Annotated in this window: 10 protein-coding genes; 8 read left to right on the top strand and 2 right to left on the bottom strand. The window is 61.8% G+C overall.

Going from position 1 to position 18,731, the window contains the following annotated elements; all coding sequences use genetic code 11:
* Positions 1 to 2: 2 nt before the first annotated feature.
* Positions 3 to 3,455 carry a YhaN family protein gene (locus J2046_RS08650; RefSeq protein ID WP_210050935.1) on the top strand — a complete coding sequence of 1,151 codons (3,453 nt, stop codon included), beginning with the start codon at positions 3 to 5 and terminating at the stop codon, positions 3,453 to 3,455.
* Here J2046_RS08650 and J2046_RS08645 read toward each other — a convergent pair.
* A complete protein-coding gene (locus tag J2046_RS08645; RefSeq protein WP_210050934.1) occupies positions 3,433 to 4,305 on the bottom strand; it encodes a DUF6030 family protein in 873 nt (290 codons plus the stop codon). The genes J2046_RS08650 and J2046_RS08645 overlap by 23 nt on opposite strands.
* Before the next feature lie 455 nt (positions 4,306 to 4,760).
* Between J2046_RS08645 and J2046_RS08640 the strand changes: the two genes are divergently transcribed.
* The 4 genes from J2046_RS08640 (at position 4,761) to J2046_RS08625 (ending at position 15,899) form a co-directional block, all read left to right on the top strand.
* Positions 4,761 to 5,948 carry a polysaccharide biosynthesis/export family protein gene (locus tag J2046_RS08640; protein WP_210050933.1) on the top strand — a complete coding sequence of 396 codons (1,188 nt, stop codon included), beginning with the start codon at positions 4,761 to 4,763 and terminating at the stop codon, positions 5,946 to 5,948.
* Between the two features lie 254 nt (positions 5,949 to 6,202).
* Positions 6,203 to 13,654, top strand: a complete 7,452-nt coding sequence (locus J2046_RS08635) for a type I polyketide synthase (RefSeq protein WP_210050932.1) — start codon at positions 6,203 to 6,205, stop codon at positions 13,652 to 13,654.
* A 71-nt stretch (positions 13,655 to 13,725) separates the two neighbouring features.
* Entirely contained in the window at positions 13,726 to 15,084 is a 1,359-nt protein-coding gene (locus J2046_RS08630) for an aminotransferase class I/II-fold pyridoxal phosphate-dependent enzyme (protein ID WP_233469661.1), read from the top strand.
* 32 nt (positions 15,085 to 15,116) lie between these two features.
* Positions 15,117 to 15,899, top strand: coding sequence for an SDR family oxidoreductase (locus tag J2046_RS08625; RefSeq protein ID WP_210050931.1), 783 nt, complete (start codon positions 15,117 to 15,119; stop codon positions 15,897 to 15,899).
* 13 nt (positions 15,900 to 15,912) lie between these two features.
* Here J2046_RS08625 and J2046_RS08620 read toward each other — a convergent pair whose 3' ends face one another.
* Positions 15,913 to 16,698: a metallophosphoesterase family protein gene (locus tag J2046_RS08620; protein ID WP_210050930.1), complete on the bottom strand. Its 786-nt coding sequence runs from the start codon at positions 16,696 to 16,698 to the stop codon at positions 15,913 to 15,915.
* Positions 16,699 to 16,809: 111 nt separating this feature from the next.
* Between J2046_RS08620 and J2046_RS08615 the strand changes: the two genes are divergently transcribed.
* The 3 genes from J2046_RS08615 to J2046_RS08605 are packed head-to-tail and all read left to right on the top strand — an operon-like array spanning position 16,810 to position 18,649.
* Positions 16,810 to 17,190 (top strand): hypothetical protein, encoded by a 381-nt coding sequence (locus tag J2046_RS08615; RefSeq protein ID WP_210050929.1) that lies wholly within the window; start codon positions 16,810 to 16,812, stop codon positions 17,188 to 17,190.
* Positions 17,191 to 17,193: 3 nt separating this feature from the next.
* The gene (locus tag J2046_RS08610; RefSeq protein ID WP_210050928.1) at positions 17,194 to 17,724 is read left to right on the top strand and encodes an RNA polymerase sigma factor; all 531 of its coding nucleotides are present in this window, start codon (positions 17,194 to 17,196) and stop codon (positions 17,722 to 17,724) included.
* Positions 17,717 to 18,649 carry a FecR family protein gene (locus tag J2046_RS08605; protein WP_210050927.1) on the top strand — a complete coding sequence of 311 codons (933 nt, stop codon included), beginning with the start codon at positions 17,717 to 17,719 and terminating at the stop codon, positions 18,647 to 18,649. The genes J2046_RS08610 and J2046_RS08605 overlap by 8 nt, the downstream gene beginning before the upstream one ends.
* Positions 18,650 to 18,731 lie beyond the last annotated feature (82 nt).

Raw genomic sequence — 18,731 nt, 5'->3', positions numbered from 1 at the left:
AGATGCGTTTCAACCGTCTCGACATTATGCGCTACGGCGCGCTGACCGACCGGGCTCTCACCTTCCGGCCTGATGCGAAGCTGCATGTGATCTACGGTCCCAACGAGGCCGGGAAGTCCTCGGCTCTTTCGGCAATTTCCGATCTGCTCTTCGGTTTCCCGAGTACCGCCGAAATGAGTTTCCTGCACGATCCGACTTCGCTGAGGGTCGGCGCCGAGATCGTCGCGCGCGAAGGACAGACGCTCGCTTTTCGCCGCCGGCGCGGCCGCAAAAATACGCTGCTTTCTTCGACGGAGGCGGAAGAGGCGCTGCCTGAAGATGCGCTGGCGCCGTTTCTCGGCACCTTGTCCCGCGATGTCTTCGAGCGCGCCTTCGGGCTCGATTCCCTGTCGCTGCGGGCTGGTGGGGAAACCATGCTGAAAAGCGGCGGTGAGATCGGCAGTCTGTTGTTTTCCGCGGCGTCCGGTCTGACTGGGCTTTCTGGCCTGCGGAAGCAATTGGAAGCGGAGGCCGATGGCATCTATGCGCAACGCCGTTCGAAGGATCGCCTCTTCTATCAGGTAATCGACGCACATGATGAAGCCCGCAAGGCCGAGCGCGACAATGAGCTGAGATCCGGCGACTGGAAGAAGCTGTTGGCCGAACAAGTGGAGATCGACGCTGATCTCGCGGCGGTCCGGGCCGAACGGCAGGAGACCAGGCACTCGCTCGACCGGTTGCGCAGGCTTCTGGCGCTGGAGCCGTTGCTGCGCGAGATCGACCGGGAGCAGCAGCTTCTTGCCCAATACGAAGCGCTTGCCGTACTACCGGACGGTTTTGAGGAGCGGCTTGAGAAGGCGCTGGAAGCCAGCAGGAGGAACGGTGAGGCCCGTGGCGCGGCCAAAGCGGACGTGGCGCGGCTCAGGGAGGAGATCGAGGCCGTTCATGTGGACGAGGCGCTGATCGCCGCGGCACCGAAGATCCTTTCAACCCATGCGGAAAAGGGCGCATACCTGAAGGCACGGGAGGACATTGCCCGGGTGCGCGGCGAGGTCGATGACTTCGACCTGCGCCTTTTTCAGGCCGCCCGTCGGCTTGGTTATGCAAGCGCCCAGGAACTTGAGCGTGCCCAGCCGGCCGATGCCGATCTGGCGCGGCTGAAAAAGCTGATGGAAGAGGGAGGCGAGTTCGACCGTAGCCTGAAGCAGCTCCGCCAGCGCATCGAGGAAGAACGCGACGCGCTGCGGCGGCTGGAGACGGCCGGGGCGGATGGTCGCCTCATCGATCCGAAGCCGTGGGCGGAACAGCTTGCGGCGTTGAGGCCCGATATCAATGCGATGACGGAGCTCGAAAACCTGCAGGTAAGGGTGGCCAGGGCCGAGGCGAATTTCAACGCTGCAGCCGACCGTCTCGACCCGCCCGTACGCGACATCCAAAAGCTCCGGACCGTGCCGATGCCGGATATCGCGACACTGGTGAGCCATCGCCGCCTGATCGAGGAAGCCAGGGCAGAAAGCGCCAAGGTGCAACAGGTGCGGACGGCGTTGCGCGATGAGGCGAAAGCGGTTGCCGGGCAGCTTGCGGCACTGGAAGGGCAGGGCAAGATCGTCTCCCGCGAAGATATCGAAGCCGTTCGAGCCCGACGCGACGAGCTCCTCGAAATGTTGGGTGCAAAGCCCTCCGCGGACAAGCTCGAAGAGCTGAAAACGGCAATCGACCAATCCGACCGGCTTGCCGATGCGGCACTTGCCGATGCCGAGCGCGTCTCCCGCCATGCACAGCTTACCCTGCGGCAGCTGGAACTGGAGCAAAGCGTTGCGGCAGCCGAAGCCGCGGCAAAAGAGGCCGAGATCGCAGCTTCCGATGCAGTGACCGAATTCGAGGACCTTTTCCATGCGGCGCCCGTTTCGCCGTCGACGCCGGAACGGATGATCGAATGGCGCCGCGCCGTGGACGGGCTTTCCCATTTGGCGGAAGCGTTGGACGAGGCGAGGGACGGGCTTGAGGCGCTTCGCCTCAAGGAAGAGAAGCTGAAGCCCGTGCTTCTGGCCCTGGCCGATGGCATCGGCCTGGACTCCGCGGCCTTGCCGTCGCCCGCTCTTGCACGGGCGCTCGATCGCCGGATCAGTGATATCGCCGATCGCTGGACGGAAAGCCGCTCTCTGGAGGGCAAGCGCCATTCCGCCGAGGAGGCATTGCAGCGGCTGGAGCAGCGGGAAGCTGAATTGCGCTGCGAGATCGATCGCTGGCGTGTGGACTTCACCAACGCTGCTGCTCTGTCAGGTCTTTCGGAGGATGCGACAGTCGATATGGCGCTCGCCGCGCTTGATGTCTGGCGCACGGTGCCCGATCTCTTCTCCGAGCGGGAGAACCGCAACCGCCGGGTACGCGGCATGGCGCGCGATATGGAGACGTTCGAGGAGGAAGTCCGGACGTTTTGTACGGAGATCGCGCCGGATATTGCCTCTGTCCCGGCCGATGTCGCGGCAGGCCTGTTGAACGAACGGGCCGTGGCCGCCAAGACTGCCGAAAACCAGCGGGCCACGCTGTCGGCGGCGCTGGAGCGTGCCGAATCATCGCTGGCGCGGCACGCCGCAGAAGGGGCGGCACTTGAGGTGGAGCTCGCAGAGCTTGCCGGGTCGGTTTCGAAATCCCCTTCCGATCTCGGCGCCGTGCTCGAAGATCTAAGGCAGCGCGCCCGGATTGAAGCCAGCCTTCACCAGTGCCGCGTGCGCTTTGCCGAGCAGGCGGATGGTTTGGATGAAGAGGGAGTGCGTGCGGCGCTTGACGGCTTCGATCGGGTGGCAGCCGGGCTGGACATCGAACGGTTGGAGGCTGAAGATGGTCGTCAGGTCGACAGGATTTCGGCGCTGCGGACTGCCGAAGCGGATAATCTCCGCCGCCGGCGGGAGCTGGAGACGAGCATTGGCGCGGAACGCGCGGTGTTTCAGAAGCTCGCGGCCGAGGCCGAAGCGAAGGAACTCGCGCGACGATGGGTGGTGCTGAAGCTTGCTTCGGGCCTCCTTGCAAACTCGATGGAGGCTTATCGCGAACGGCAGGCCGATCCGGTGATGAAGCGGGCGGGGCAGGTCTTTTCCGATCTCACCAGCGGCCGTTTTTCGCGTCTCGTCCAGCTTTACGACGATGAGGACGAACTGCAGCTTGCCGTCGAACGGCGCACCGGGGAAAAGGTGAAGCTCGAGGGCTTGAGCGAAGGCACCGGTGATCAGCTTTATCTCGCGCTGCGGCTCGCCTTCCTGGAGGACTATTGCAGTCGCAACGAACCCGCACCGCTCGTTCTCGACGACATCTTCCAGACCTTTGACGACGAGCGCACCGCGGCCGGCCTGCGCACGCTGGCTGCGGCAGGCAAGACATTCCAGACGATCCTTTTCACCCACCAGATGAGCCTTGTCGAAACTGCCCGCCGCGAAATCGGCGGTGAGCTCGATCTCATCCAGCTGGAAAGAGGCTAGGCGGCGAAGACGCAGGTTGGGGCTGAGGAGAGGCGGATTGCAGGGAGAGGCAACCGACGGTCATGCCATAGATCGGCCTGTTTGCCCTGTCCGGCGGCGGTAATTCGGGGTCGCCGCAGGTGATCGTCTGCGGCAGAGGCAGGATGACGAGATTGTACCGCCGCTTGTCGATGATTTCCTGTCTGAAAGACATCCAGTAGTTTTCCGAGGTCGATGTGAACTCGACGCGGGCGGAGAGCTTTTCCGCGAGATAGGCACGGGTCTCCGGCGCCATCGGCAGGTCGAAGCGCTGCATCGCGGCGATCGCCTCGTTGAGGACAACGGTCTCCGTCAGCGGATTTGTCAGGCTGAACTTGAGCCGGAAATTGCGAAAGGTATCCGGCAAGCCGCCTCTCGCCTGGATGAAGAAGGAGGCCGGTTCGGGCGAGGTATCGAATTCCTCGAAGATCAGGCACTCCCAGCCATCGTCCGAGGTGGTGAAGGTTGGCTGTGTACCCTTTTCGGTTCGCAGGAGATTGCAGCGTTCTTCGGCGGAAAAAGTCGCTGCTTTTTCGAAGAGCGCCATGCGTTCCAGCCCTGCTCTGAGAAGCCAGGGCGGAAAGCGACTAGCGGGCGGCTGCCGGCGTTGCCTGTCGATGCGCAGTGCCGGCGGCGCGGCAAGGAGATAGTCCTCAAGGCCGACCTGCCGGACGAGGCGTTCGAAATTGCGGCCGTTGTTGACGGCAAGCACGGTCGCCGCAAGTGCTAGAAGCACGCCGGCAAGGAAGAGGCTGAAGGCGAAGGCTGCCGTGCGCTGTCTGCGGCGTCGGTCGGCTGGCGTCAGGATTCTTGCCTGGTCCTCTTCCGGCATGGGCTCCATTTCCGATCGAGGAATCTCTGGCGGGTGGCCACGCGCATAACACATTACCGGACAACCGGAAACTGCTCCGTGTCGGTCCGGTTAAGGCAAGATTACTCCGGATCGGGACGGAAAAATGGTGGTGCATACTGGCGGCAAGCTTTCTCGGGATGGCCGGAAACGAGCCCGGAATACGCAACGCTCTATAGCTGCTGGATGGAAATATCGGACGCCGGCCTGTTAACCAAATTCATTAGAAGGCATTTAACTCAACTTGTTTAGGTTCGCCCGTGAATATTAAGGTGCCGCGGACTATGGCCTTAAAAGCGCACAGAAATTTTATTTTCGACGGCGCGGTGCGATCCGGCTTGTTGTCGAGAGCCTGGTGTGCTTTTGAAAGGCGGTCGGAATCCCCGAAGTGTCCGCGTTGCCCTTTGGGCACATGGGCCTGACTTGGAGTATCGAATTTGGTTCGAATGACTGCAATCATGATCTGTGCGGTTTTGGCGGGTTGCCAGGCCGTACCTGGTGAAGGACCTTTGACGGCGGATATCAAGAAGGATGCAGGTCAATCTCCCACCCAGATCGGACGGATCGATGCGGCAGTATTCGACATCGTCAATGTCGACAACCGAACGGCAAAGCTTGTGTCCGACTATATCGCCACGGCTCTCAATCGCCGATTCGGATTTGGCGGCGGCGCCGGCCGTGCGGTCATCGGTGTGGGGGACCAACTGAAGATCAGCATCTTCGAAGCGGGGGCCGATGGCCTGTTTTCCACAACGGAATCGAAACAGACCAGTCTTGATGTCGTCGTGCAGCAGGATGGTACGGCGGCCATCCCCTATGTCGGTTCCATTCGTTTTGCAGGCAAGACGCTTGAGGAGGCTCGGCAGGAGATTCTCTCGTCATTGAGGAGCCGAGCCGTCGAGCCGGACGTCATTGTTTCCAGCGTCAACACGGCATCGCGCAAGGTCACCGTTTCGGGAGCTGTGGGGAGTTCCTCGCAAGTGCCGCTTGGCCTGGTCGGAGAAAAGATCACCGACGTGATTGCCAAGGCGGGCGGTCCCAGCGGCCAGCCCTACGAGACCTATGTCACGCTTGTCCGCGGCAAAAGGACGGGTACGGCGCTTCTGTCGTCGGTCATCGATAATCCGAGCGAGAACATCTATGTCCAGCCGGGGGATCAGATTTTCGTAGCCCGCGATCCGCGGACCTTTACTCTGCTCGGTGCTGTCAGGGCGAACGCCCGCATCAATTTCGGAGCCAGCGACCTCAACCTGCTTGAAGCCGTGGCGCTTGGCGGCGGCGGCAACGATGCAGCGGTTGACGCCAAGGGCTATTTCCTCTTCCGTTATGAGGAAGCGGATATCGTGATGAGCCTGCTCGGCAGACAACGTTTCAACGAATTGCTGACCAAGGGGATGAAGCCTGATAGGCTGGGCCGTTATCCGATCGTTTATAGTTTCGACATGACCCACCCGGATAGCCTGCTCGTGGGGCAGACCTTCCCGGTTAAGAACCGTGACGTGATCTATGCATCCCGTCATACTTCCGTCGATCTGCGGAAATTCCTGGCGCTCATCGGCGCACCGATCGGCATCGCATCGCAAGGGGCGGGAGTCGCCTACAATCTCGAGCGGATCAGTGACTAGGCTGTTCACAGCCTAGAGTGAGTGGAATAATTTTTCGGATCTATCCAGTCACGGACAGGATTCGTCGGCTTTTGATGCTGCATGTGGATTTTTGTTGTGCAAATGGCGTATGAATAGGCGATGCCTGTTTTATGCGAAAGGTTGAATATATGCAGTTTTTTTCGTGACAACCCTTAATAAGTGTGTTGTTAGAGTCATCTGGCGAGATGGCGCGACTGCTTTGCCACGGTAAATGTGACGAACACCGAGTGACCATGACGATCGAAATCATCGGCAGGGCCTGCGTTGCCCCAGGCGCAAATTCTGTACAGGAGCTACAGAAGGTTCTGAGTGAGGGGCGCTGCACAATCACTCGGATTCCCGATGATCGTTGGGAATGTGCCCGCTTCTGGCACCCGGCCCAGGGCGTTCTCGGAAAGACCTATACCTTTGCCGCCGGTGTTCTCGACGATATCTACGCCTTCGATCCGGCAGTTTTCGGTCTGTCGCAACGCGAAGCGATGCAGATGGACCCGCAGCAGCGTGTTCTTCTCAACCTGGTCTGGCAGGCGCTGGAAGACGCGAATCTGCCCTGGAGCAAGCTCTCGGAAGAGCGTGTCGGCGTCTATATCGGGGCTTCCAGCCTGGAAGCCGGCAACCTGATCTCGGAAGACCCTGCCTCCGGCAGTCCGTATTTCATGACGGGCAACACGCTGTCGATCGTTTCCAACCGTATCTCGCATGTCTTCGGCCTCAAGGGGCCGAGCATGACGATCGACACGGCCTGTTCCTCCTCGCTCGTTGCACTCGATCAGGCCGCCGCTGCCCTTGAAAAGGGGGATATCGATACGGCCATCGTCGGCGGCGTCAATCTGCTCGTCCACCCGCTGTCCTTCGTGGGCTTTGCTCAGGCGCGCATGCTGTCGCCGGAAGGGCTCTGCCGTGCCTACGACACCAATGGTCATGGTTATGTACGCTCGGAAGGTGGCGTCGCGATCGTACTGCGCCGGTCCGACAGGGCGCGGCTTGAACAGGATCGCAGTTATGCGCGTCTGCATGCGGTTGCAGTGAATTCCTCCGGCCGCACGAACTTTATCAGCCTGCCGTCCCGTGAAGCCCAGGCAGCGCTCCTGCATTCGATCTACGAGAACAATGCGATCGATGTGAACCGTCTCGCCTTTATCGAAGGCCATGGCACGGGCACGCGTGTCGGCGACCCGGCTGAAGTATGGGCGATCGGTACGGTGATCGGGCAAAACCGCCGTGCACCGGTTCCGATCGGGTCGATCAAAACGAATATCGGCCATACCGAGCCCGCATCCGGCCTGTTCGGCCTTTTGAAGGCGATGATCGCGCTCGAGGAAAATTTCCTGCCGGCCTCACTGCATATAGAAAAGGTCAACGAGGATATCGATTTCGATAGCCTGAACGTCCGAGTCAACACATCAGCGGTGAAACTGCTGCCGGCCAAGGAGGCCCGTTTCGCCGGTGTCAATTCTTTCGGTTTCGGCGGAACCAATGCGCATGTCGTGATCAGCGATCCGGAGCGGCAGGCGCCTCTCGATACGCCTAAAACGGAAGGCTCTTTGTTTGTCGCGAGCGCCCACACCGTTTCGGCGCTGTCGAGGCTCCTCGAAGACTACAAGACGTGTCTTTCCATGTCCAAGCCCGAGCAGGCGCGCCGCATCATCAGCGCCACGGCCGCCAACAGGGAAATCCTGCGCCATCGCTTCGCCGTCGAGGCCAGGGACAGCGAAGGCGTGCTGACGGCGATCGAGGCCCACCTCGCTGGCGAGGCCTCACAGGGTGAGCGCGGCGAGGCGCCGGCTCAGACTGCGAAAATCGCCTTCGTCTTTTCCGGCAATGGTGCTCAATGGGCGGGTATGGGCGTCGAGGCTTACCGGGAAAACCGGCATTTCCGGCAGTGTTTCCAATCCTTCAGCGCTCTCTTCGAATATCACCTCGGGGAAAAGCTCACCGACCTCCTCGAGGCTTCGGATCTTGCGCTTCGGCTTGGCGATACCAAGATCGCCCAACCCCTGCTGTTCGCGGTCCAGGCCGCGCTCTCGGATTGCCTGGTCGCGCTCGGCGTTCGACCGGACGCGGTTTTCGGTCACTCGGTGGGCGAGATTGCAGCTGCCTATGCGGCCAAGGCCCTGACGGCGGCCGAGGCGGTCGCAATTGTTGCCAAGCGCTCCAAGTATCAGGATATTTTCGCCGGCCAGGGCAAGATGGCGGCGGTCGTCCTGAACGAGGAGGCCGCACGCGCCTTTGCGAAATCGCAGGGCCTCGACAACATTTGCGTTGCGGCGATCAATGCGCCGAATTCGGTAACGATTTCCGGTCCGACCGAAGAGATCCATGCATTCCGCGATGCGGCCCGCAAGGCGCAGATCGTCGCCCACGTCCTCGACATCAACTATCCGTTCCATCATCCGATTATCGACGAGGCTAGAGACGCTTTCCTCGCCGACCTGCCGCAGATCGAGCCGGAAACGGGGACCTGCGCCTATATCTCGACTGTGACCGGTGAAATTCAGGATGGTCGTGGGCTGGATGCCGAATACTGGTGGCACAATGTCCGCGAACCGGTTCTGTTCAAGGCGGCAGCCCAGGTGGCGATGGAGATGGGCTGCAACCTCTTCATCGAGATTTCGCCGCGCCCGATCCTGTCGAACTATCTGAGCGATATCGCCAAGCATCAGTCCGTCCAGGCCGTCGTCAGCGCGACGCTGCAGCGCGAGGCGCCGATGCCGGGCCGGGACCCGGTCGCGCAATCCTTCGCGCGCGCGGTCGCCCACGGTGCTTCGCCGCTCCAGTCACGCCACAGCGGCAAGCGCAACGCCTCCGTCGATCTGCCGAGCCTGCCGTTCGAGCCGATCGAGCTGAAAAGCCCGCCGACAACCGACGAAATCGATGTTTTCGGGCGCAACAACAGAAAACCCTACACGCTGCTCGGCTGGCGGAGCGACCCCAATGCCCCGCATTGGAAGAATCATATCGATGCGCGGCTTTTCCCGGACCTTGCCGAGCATGTGGTGGATTCGCGCGCCATCCTGCCGGGCAGCGGTTTTATCGAGATCGCCGTCACGGCGGCACAGCGCTATCACGGCACAGATGAAGTCGAAATCTCCAATCTGGAGATCGTCCGGCCGCTGGAACTGCGCCAGGACCGCATGGTCGAGCTGTCGACCCTGCTGTCGCCGGAGACCGGCTATATCGAGATTCGCTCGCGCGAAAGGCTGAGCCATGACGACTGGACGGTGCATGCGATCGCACGCTCGCGCCGCCCCGTCGACGGCGAGAACGGCGTGCCGATGGAACTGCCGCAAGGCGGACAGGGTACGGTCGTGACCTCCGGCGAAGCCTATGAGACGGCAGAGCGCTTCGGTCTCCAGTATGGCGCCCGCTTCCAGCTTCTTTCCAGTGCGACCGCCTATGGCCGCACCTTTGTCGAGGTGAACCTGAAACCGGCAGAGGCGCCGGCCCATCCCTTTGTCGAATACAATCTGAATCCATTCTCGGTCGATGCCGCGTTCCACGGCCTTGTGGCGCTTTTCGACCAGCTTTCCGGCAATGAGACGGGCGCGCCTTATATTCCTGTGCGCTTCGGTTCGATCCGCGTTTCCGGCACGGGCGGGCCTATCGCCAGGGCAATGATCGAGATCGAGCGGTTCAGCGGATTTTCCCTCAAGGTCCGGTTCTGGATGTTCGACACGGAGGGAAACGTCGTCGCAACCTTCGACGATTGCCGTTTCCGCCGCACGTCGCTGCGCCGTCATCACACCTTGGCCTCTGTCGCGTTTCACTATGAGTCCGTTCCGTCGACGCTGTTCGCATCGGAAAGCGGAGACCGGCCCGGCCTCGCCACCGTTTTCGGGTCGGCACGCGGCCAGTCGTCTGACAATGCGACGCTGCTTCTGGATGCGGCCATTTACCGGGCCTGTCACGAGATCGCGGCCATGCTCGCGGATAACAGAGGCGTTATTTCCACTCGCCGTCTGCCGGGAGATGCGGAGTTCCGCTCCTTCCTGACCAATTGCCTGTTCGTTCTGGAAGACGCGGGCATTGCGATGGCGGATGAAGGCGAATGGCATATCCCGCGGGAATTCACCCTGCCGCCGGTGAGCGAGATCCTGCAGGAGATCTATCGCGAAGATGCCGGCCGCGTCGCGGAAGCGGTGCTCGTCAAAAACGCTTATCGGGATGCGCTCGCACGTCTCTCCATCGCCTCTCTGCGCGGTGGCGATGAAAGCGTCGCAAAGGCGGAGACGACCAGCGAGGCGATGCTCGACCACGTGCTGGTGCATTCGCCGCTCGCTGAACGACGCCTTTCCGCCGTGGTCGAAGCGGTTGAAGCGGCTCTTGCCGAACGGAATGACGCGGTTCGCTCCATCCTAGAAGCCGGAACGACCTCCGTGGCGTTCAGTCGCCGCCTGGCGGCGATCGCCGCGGAAAAGGGGGCGATGTTGATCATCGCCGAGCCCCGCGAAGGCGTGCGCCGGACCCTCGAAATCGCCTTCGAGCATGACGTGCATGTCGTCCTTCCCGAGATCGAGAAGCTTGGCGAACAGCCGACTGTCGACCTGGTGATTGCCGCGGGCACCGAGAGCCAGAGACTTCTGGCGAGCGACGAGCAAGTCCGTGCGGCGATCCGGCTGGCATCCGCGAAAGGCGCTGCCCTGTTATTTGCCGATCGTGCGCCGTCCGCCTTCAACGACTTCGTATTCGGCCAATCGGAAGGCTGGTTCGAAAGCAGCCAGCCTTCGGAATTCCCGATCGGCCGGCTTGGGGCTTCGCGTCAGGTGGAAGACCTGATCGCCACCCTCGGCTTCGAAAGGCCGCATGCGGAGGAACGGGCCTACCCGGAAGGCGCGCTCATCCTGGCGATGGCGACATCGGCAGCATTGCCGCAGGAAGATGCCGCAAACGAAGCCGCCACTCCGATCCTCATGCTTTCCGAAGCCGATCGCAGCATCGCCGCTGACGAAGCAGCGATCGAGGCCGTCGATATCGACGCCGACGAGGCCGCGCTTGCCGATGCCTTCGCGCGCCTTGAAGGCCAGACGCTCCGGCTGGTCTATGTTGCGGAGCGCACGGGGGCCCGCGACGCCTCGGCGCTTGCGCAGGACCGCTTGCGCAGGCTGGGCCTTCTGGCGGAAACGCTATCGGCATATTCCCGCAATATCGGGACGGCGGCTGTCAGGCAGACGCTTCTGATCGTCGCGCCGGGCGGTTCTCCGCTTGCCGGTGACAGGACGGACGGAGCCAATGCCGGCCTGTGGACGTTCGCCCGCGTTCTGCAGAACGAATACGATGCCTTCGATGTCCACCTGCTGGATGCCGAAACCGACGAGATCACTGCATCGTCACTTCCCGCAGAGATATTTGCTGCATCCACGACCAATCGCGAATGGATGGTGGTGGACAACCGCGTTCGGGAAGTCCGCGCCGCTGCCGGCCCGTTCCCGTCTTCCGACGTCATGCGTTCCGATTATCCGGCGGCGACCATCCGTCAGTTCGTTAGCGGCCGCGTCGACAGCATCGCCTGGGAGGCATGCGATCTTCCGGTGCCGGACAAGCACGAGGTGGTCATTGCGGTCGAGGCGACCGGCCTCAACTTCCGCGACGTGATGTGGGCCATGGGCCTCTTGCCGGAAGAGGCGCTCGAAGACGGCTTCGCAGGCGCGACGATCGGTATGGAACTGGCCGGACGCGTCGTTGAAGTTGGCTCGGCGGTGACCGATCTCGCCCCGGGCGACCGGGTCATGGGGATTGCGCCGGCTGCCTTCTCGACCCATGTCCGGGTCCGCCGTGACGGTGTCACGAAATTCCCTGACCGGATGGGCTTTTGCGCCGCTGCAACGGTGCCAGTCACCTTTCTGACTGCCTATTACGCCATGGTCCATCTCGGCCATATCGAGAGGGGCGAGACGATCCTCATCCACGGCGCCGCCGGCGGCGTCGGCCTTGCGGCGCTGCAGATCGCCAAGCTGAAGGGAGCGACCGTTATCGCCACTGCCGGCACTGTCGAGAAGCGTCGGTTCCTCGAAGCGCTGGGCGCCGATCATATCTTCGATTCGCGATCGCTCGACTTCGTTTCCCGCGTGCGGGGCGTCACCAACGGTGAGGGCGTTGACCTGGTGCTCAACTCGCTCTTTTCGGAGGCCATGGAACGCAGCATCGAACTGGTGAAGCCGTTCGGCCGCTTCCTGGAGCTCGGCAAGCGCGATTATTATTCCGACCGCAAGATCGGGCTCAGACCCTTCCGCCGCAATATCAGCTATTTCGGCATCGATGCGGACCAGCTTCTGGTCAGCCTGCCGAAGGTCACCGGCAAGATTTTTGCAGAGATCGGGCGCCTGTTTGCCGATGGCAAGCTGACGCCGCTGCCCTATCGCGCTTTCGCCCATGACGAGATCGGCAGCGCCTTCCGCCTGATGCAGAATGCCGGCCATATCGGCAAGATCGTGGTCCGGCCGCCGGCAATTGGCAGGGACAAGGTTCTTGCCGCGCCGGGCAAGCCGCTGCGCTTTTCCGGCGACGGCGTCTTCCTGGTCGCCGGCGGCATCGGTGGGTTCGGCCTCGTGGCTGCGGATTGGCTGGTCGCAAAAGGTGCGCTCCGCATCGCGCTCTGCTCGCGCCGCGGGGTCGCGGACGCCGAGACGCATGCGGCAATCGCCGCATGGCAGAAGAAGGGCGTCAATGCGACCGTGCACGCCTGCGACATTACCGACGAGGCCGCGACTGCTTCGCTTCTGGAACTCCTGCGGTCCGAAGGTCCCGTGAAGGGCATCGTCCACGCGGCGATGGTGCTCGACGACGCGCTTCTCGCCAACCTGACGCCCGACCGCAACAAGCCGGTCGTGGACGTGAAGGTGAGGGGAGCCGAGGTTCTGCACCGCCTGACCGCCGGAGACGATCTCGAACTCTTCCTGCTCTTCTCGTCCGCCACCACGATGATCGGCAATCCGGGCCAGGCGAACTATGTCATCGCCAACGGTTACCTCGAAGGCCTGGCCCGCGCGCGCCGTGCCGCTGGCCTTCCGGCATTGGCGGTTGGCTTCGGCGCGATCGCCGATACGGGCTTCCTCGCCCGCAATGCCGAAGTCAACGAGATACTTGCCAAGCGCATCGGCAAGACGGCGATGAAGGCGCGCGAGGCATTGGAACAGGTCGAGCGTTACATGGTCGCCGATACCGGCAGCATCGATGCGGCCACCGTGATGATCGCGGAAGTCGATTGGAGCGCCGTGCGTATGCTGCCGATCGCCAAAGGTGCGATCTTCGAGACGATCATCCGCCAGGCCGGCAGCAACAGCGCCGTGGCCGACGGCGATACGATCGATCTGGAGGAAATGATCCACGGCAAATCGGCGGAGGAGTCGCAGCAGATCCTTCATAATCTGGTGGCCGCCGAGATCGCCGCGATCCTGCGCGTGGCGGAAGATACCATCACGCCAGAAAAGGTCCTGAAGGAGATCGGTCTCGACAGCCTGATGGCGATGGAACTCGGCATGGGCTTCCAACAGAAGACGGGATTCGATATTCCTTTAAGCGGCGTCGGTGACGATACGACCGTCGGCGATGTCGTCACGCGCCTGCGTGAGCGCGTGTCGAAGCACAACGATGAGACCGAAGACGCGTCCCCCGCCCAGAGCGAGGTGGTCGACAGGCTTGTGAAGAGCCATTCGGTTTCCCGAGAGCAGAAAGCAGCGACGCAGTGAAGAACGAAGGTCCGGACGACGAAATTTCCTCAGGGCTCGGCGTTGAGGGAAAACGCGGTCTGTTGGACAAGATGCGTCAGGCAAGCGAATCGTCCGGGCGCAACCGGGCCGCACGATTGAGCCGGCAGTCTCAGCCTCCGGCACGCCAGGCCCTGCGTTTTGATGAGTTGCCGGAATATCAGCGTGTTCAGCTTCAGCGTATGGCCGGCGACCTGACGGGGGTTGCCAATCCCTTCTACCGCTCCCACGACGGGGCGGCCGGTGCGACCACGACCATGGGCGGACGGCAGTTCATCAACTTCGCATCCTACGACTATCTCGCGACGAATAGTGATCCGCAGACGAAGGAGAGGGCCAAGGCGGCGATCGACCGGTTCGGCATTTCCGCTTCGGCGAGCCGGCTCGTCGCCGGTGAACGGCCGGTTCATACCGAACTCGAACAGGACCTGGCTTCGGTCTACGGCGTCGATGCCGCCGTCTGCTTCGTCAGCGGATATCTTACCAATGTTGCTGCGATAAGCTGTCTCATGGGACCGCAGGATCTCGTCATCCATGACGAGTTCATCCACAACAGCGCGCTTGCGGGCATCAAGCAGTCCGGGGCGACCCGGCGGCTTTTCCGGCATAACGATATCGCCAATCTGGAATCAGTCTTGCGGACGCTGTCTGCCGATTTCCGGCGGATATTGGTGATCGTCGAAGGCGTCTACTCCATGGACGGCGATATCGCCGACCTGCCGGCGCTTCTGGAACTGCGCTCTCGCTACGGCTTCTGGCTGATGCTGGACGAGGCCCATGCGCTCGGCGTGCTGGGCAAGAGCGGTCGCGGCACGTTCGAGCATTTCGGCGTCGACCCGAGCGATGTCGACATCTGGATGGGAACGCTTTCCAAGACGACCTCGAGCTGCGGCGGTTATATCGCCGGCTCCCAGGCTCTTGTCGATATCCTGAAGGCGGAGGCCGGTGGGTTCGTCTACAGCGTCGGCCTGGCGCCCGTCCTGGCGGCCGCGGCGCGTTCGGGCCTCGATATACTGCGCAGCGAGCCGGAGCGGACCGAAAGGCTGCACCGCAACGGCGCGCTCTTCCTCGAATGCGCCAGGGCGGCGGGCCTCGACACGGGCCTGAGCGTCGGCTTTTCCGTTGTGCCGGTGATCGTGGGCGATTCGCTGCGCGCCGTGCAGCTTTCCAACGATCTGCTGGATGAGGGAATCAACGTCCTGCCGATCATCCATCCGGCGGTGCCGGAAGGTATGGCGAGGCTGCGTTTTTTCATCACCTGCAACCATACGGAAGAGCAGATCCGTCATTCCGTGGAGGTCACGGCCCGCAAGCTCAAAGATTTACAGGATCGCAATTTCGGCCTAGCCTCACTGGACATGGACAAGGTGATGCAGCTTGCGCCTTTGCTGCAGGCGGCCGGCAAATCCTGAACCTAATGCCAATTCCGGACGAGCGGGATCAAATGCATGTCATCGTCACCGGCGGATCGAGTGGGATCGGTCTGGAGGTCGCAAGGCTTTATGCGGCCCGCGGTGCGCGGCTGACGCTTATCGCACGCGATCCTGCAAAGCTGGAGGAGGCCTGCCAGGACCTTCTCCAGCCGGGAGATGTGCAGGCGGATATCGGTTTCGCCGCGGCCGACGTCGGTTGCGATGCCGCTCTTTCCGCCGCGATTGCAGCCGCGGAGACCGATTTCGGACCCTGCGACATCCTGGTCGCGGCAGCGGGTGTCGTCGAACCTGAGATCTTTGAAAAGCTCTCGGGCAGCGCCTTCGCCGAACAGGTGACGACCAATCTCCTCGGTGTGGCCAATGCCGTCCGGGCTGTCTACCCGGGCATGAAGGGGCGCGGCCGCGGCCGCATCATGATCGTATCCTCCGGCGCGGGCCTCATCGGCATCTATGGCTACACCGCCTATTGCGCCTCGAAATCGGCGCTGACGGGTTTTGCCGAGGCGCTTGCCATGGAGGCCTCAGGAACAGGCGTCGGTATCGCGATCTGCTTTCCCCCCGATACGTTCACGCCGCAGCTCGAACGGGAACTGGAAAAACGTCCGCCTGAGGCGCAGGCCCTCATAGGCAAGGCTTCGCCCTGGCCCGCAAAGGACGTCGCGAGGCGCATCGTGCGAGCGATCGACCGGGGAACGCCGAGGCTTTACTTCGGCTTTTCGATCACCGGTCTCGGCCTCTTCGGCTCGCTCGTCAAGCCGCTTGTGACGTGGTGGTATCGGCGAAAACCGGCATAAGGCCCGCCATTGCTCAGAGCACCGTGGCGCGCCCTTCGTCTATTTTCAGGATGGTGAGTTTGCCGGTGTAATAGGCGCCCGTATCGATGCCGATCCTGCCTGGCCCGAGATCGAGATCAGGTTGTGGCGTGTGGCCATGGACGACCAGAAGCGGAAGCCGAGGCCCTTCTGTGAGGAACGGTTCGCGGATCCAGAGCATATCCTCGTCATGCTGTTCGTCGAGCGGGATGCCGGGCCTTATTCCGGCGTGAACGAAAAGCAGTTCGCCGATGCTCAGGCAGACTGGCAGGTCGGCTAGAAATTGCCTGTGCGATGCCGGAATTGCCTCTGCCAAGAGGTCGCTCAGTTCCGCACTGCGGCCTCGTCCGCGGGCTCTCAGGTGATGAAGATCGATCCCATAGGAGATCAGGGTCTGTTCTCCCCCCAGACTCAGCCAATCCGAATAGAGCTCTGGCTCCCTGAGGAATTTGGCGAAGATGTCGTCGTGATTGCCACATAGCGGGAGCCTTTTCAGGCCGAGTTCGCTGGGCCTGATAAGATGTTCAAGGACATGGCGCGAGCTCGGCCCCCGATCGACATAATCGCCAAGCAGGATGACGAGCCCGGTGCGTTTCGTTGCCTGCATATCCGCTATGATCCGCGTTTCGGCCGCCTTCAACTCGTCGACGCAGCCGTGAACGTCGCCGATGACATAGATCGGATAGCTGGGCGAAGTCGAACCGAGGTCGATCCGGCGGCGTTTGGGGGAACTGGGGCTCTCAGCGCCGCGCCTCGAAAACCAGTCAATGAATTTGCGCATGCGCGCTGCCGCCGAGCCTCTAAAAGAAATGAATCCGACAATGGGGATAGCTGCCTAAAGGAGTCTTAACATTAATGTTGGTGACAGCGTCAATCATGTCGTGAAGCGGGGATGCGCCCGACCCTTGGAGCAATCGCGAACGGCCCGGAGTTCACCATTCCGCACGGGCTGTCACAGGCACAGGGCATCGAACTGGCCCGCGACTTCGTAAATGCCGGTTTCAACCCATTGGTAGATGACATGAGACATTCTTCGGGCCCGGGCGAAACCGTTGCCAATATGCAACGGCACCTGCATATTGAAGGAAGCGACATTTGCCCGCCTATTGGTTGGCTAAGTAGACAACCCGCTGATTTTGCACAAAAAGATGACTATAAAACTCATCTTTTTTATGCGTTAGCTTTGATTCATTCCAAATCATTGACATTGAATTACTTTTTGAGGGGATCTAAGCGCAGGTCAATCAGCTTTTCGTGCCGCCTTGAGGTTTGAGGTTTGGATATCAGTCTTGTCGAGCAGTTGCAGCAGACTGAGGAGGGCAGGTTGCGGCGGTTCTTTCTACGGCGCCTGCGCAACAGGGAGGATGCAGCGGATGCGACACAGGAGACGTTTCTGCGGCTGCTAACGGCAGCGCCAAAGGAGGACCTGCGCAATCCGCATGCCTACCTCTTCCAGGTGGCGAAGTCCGTCGCCCACGGTATCACCGCGCGGCTGATGCGCGATAGTGCGCTATTCTGCGAAGACTTAGATCAGACACAAGTTGCCGATGAGGCGCCAGGCCCCGAGCGGGTGGTCGCCGCGCGCCAGCAACTGGCCTTATTGATCGAGACGATCTTGGCACTGCCGCCGAAGTGCCGCGTCGTTTTCGTGCTGAGCCGACTGGAGGGGCTCTCCAATGGCGAGATCGCCGAAAAGCTCGGCGTCTCCCGAAACATGGTCGAAAAGCATATCATCCGCGCGCTGATGGCGTGCCGTCAGGCCCGTCAGACAACTCTGTCGGCTTGCGAGAAGGGCGTGCATGGCTGATATGTCGGACGAGGAACGGGAGGAGACTATTGCCGAAGAGGCGGCTGGCTGGGTCGCCCGGTTGAGTTCGCGCGACGCGACGGACGAAGATCGCCGGCGTTTCGCGCACTGGGAGGCGAAAGATCTGGCTCATGCAACTGCCTTCGAAGAAATGAGCATCCTCTGGCGCGATCTCGCTCAGGTGCCGAAATCCGTCGCTCCCCATCGCGGCAGGCGCGTTGCGGGCGCAGGCGTCGCCGGGCTCCTTCTTTTGGGCTGTCTTGGCTACATGGCCGATGAAACCGGTGTCATCGACCGGTATCGTTCCGACTTCCATACTCCGGTAGGTACGGTCGGGCGGTTCGCTCTTGACGACGGATCGATCGTCACCCTCAACACCGATAGTGCCATCCAGGTGAAATATGACCAGACGCGGCGGCAAATCATTCTCCTGCGAGGCGAAGCCTTTTTCGATGTGGCGCCGAATCCGGCGCGGCCCTTCGTCGTTAGGGGTGATCGAACCGAGGCGATCGCGCTTGGCACTCACTATGCGGTCAAGGTCGGCAGGCATGATGAGGTAATGGTCGAAGAGGGGCATGTGGCGGTCACTTTCGGATCGCAGCGCGCAGTGCTGGAGGCGGGCGGCATGGCCGAACTCGACGACAATGGCCGTCTGAGGACGCGCACCGGCGATGTCGCCGGCCTGACGAACTGGCGCAGCGGAAAGCTCGTCTTCTCCGGGCAGCGGCTCGGCGAGGTGCTGGCCGAACTCGACCGTTATCACCGTGGCCGCATCGTCGTGCTCGATGACCGGGCGTCGGGACTTAGGGTCAGCGGCGTGTTCGGCGCGGGCAATATCGACCAGATCCTTCGGGCACTGGAGCAGAGCCTGCCGATCCGTATCACGCGGCTTGCGGGCTGGGTCACGCTCGTGCGTTCGCGCTGACTGGAGCGCCTGTCAGAGAAAAAACTGAGTAGAAAAATCATTTTTTTGAGAATCGACCTCAGGAGGCGAGGCCTTCCTTTGC

The organism is Neorhizobium petrolearium (genome assembly GCF_017873175.1).
Classification (GTDB): Bacteria; Pseudomonadota; Alphaproteobacteria; order Rhizobiales; family Rhizobiaceae; genus Neorhizobium; species Neorhizobium petrolearium.
This window is presented reverse-complemented; position numbering and strand designations above follow the sequence as displayed.

What these genes read in the sequence shown, in the direction of transcription:
- J2046_RS08645 (WP_210050934.1), bottom strand. Translation starts at nt 4,305, where the DNA reads ATGCCGGAAGAGGACCAGGCAAGAATCCTGACGCCAGCCGACCGACGC.
- J2046_RS08650 (WP_210050935.1), top strand. Translation starts at nt 3, where the DNA reads ATGCGTTTCAACCGTCTCGACATTATGCGCTACGGCGCGCTGACCGAC.
- J2046_RS08615 (WP_210050929.1), top strand. Translation starts at nt 16,810, where the DNA reads ATGCGCCCGACCCTTGGAGCAATCGCGAACGGCCCGGAGTTCACCATT.
- J2046_RS08620 (WP_210050930.1), bottom strand. Translation starts at nt 16,698, where the DNA reads ATGCGCAAATTCATTGACTGGTTTTCGAGGCGCGGCGCTGAGAGCCCC.
- J2046_RS08630 (WP_233469661.1), top strand. Translation starts at nt 13,726, where the DNA reads ATGCGTCAGGCAAGCGAATCGTCCGGGCGCAACCGGGCCGCACGATTG.
- J2046_RS08625 (WP_210050931.1), top strand. Translation starts at nt 15,117, where the DNA reads ATGCATGTCATCGTCACCGGCGGATCGAGTGGGATCGGTCTGGAGGTC.
- J2046_RS08605 (WP_210050927.1), top strand. Translation starts at nt 17,717, where the DNA reads ATGGCTGATATGTCGGACGAGGAACGGGAGGAGACTATTGCCGAAGAG.
- J2046_RS08635 (WP_210050932.1), top strand. Translation starts at nt 6,203, where the DNA reads ATGACGATCGAAATCATCGGCAGGGCCTGCGTTGCCCCAGGCGCAAAT.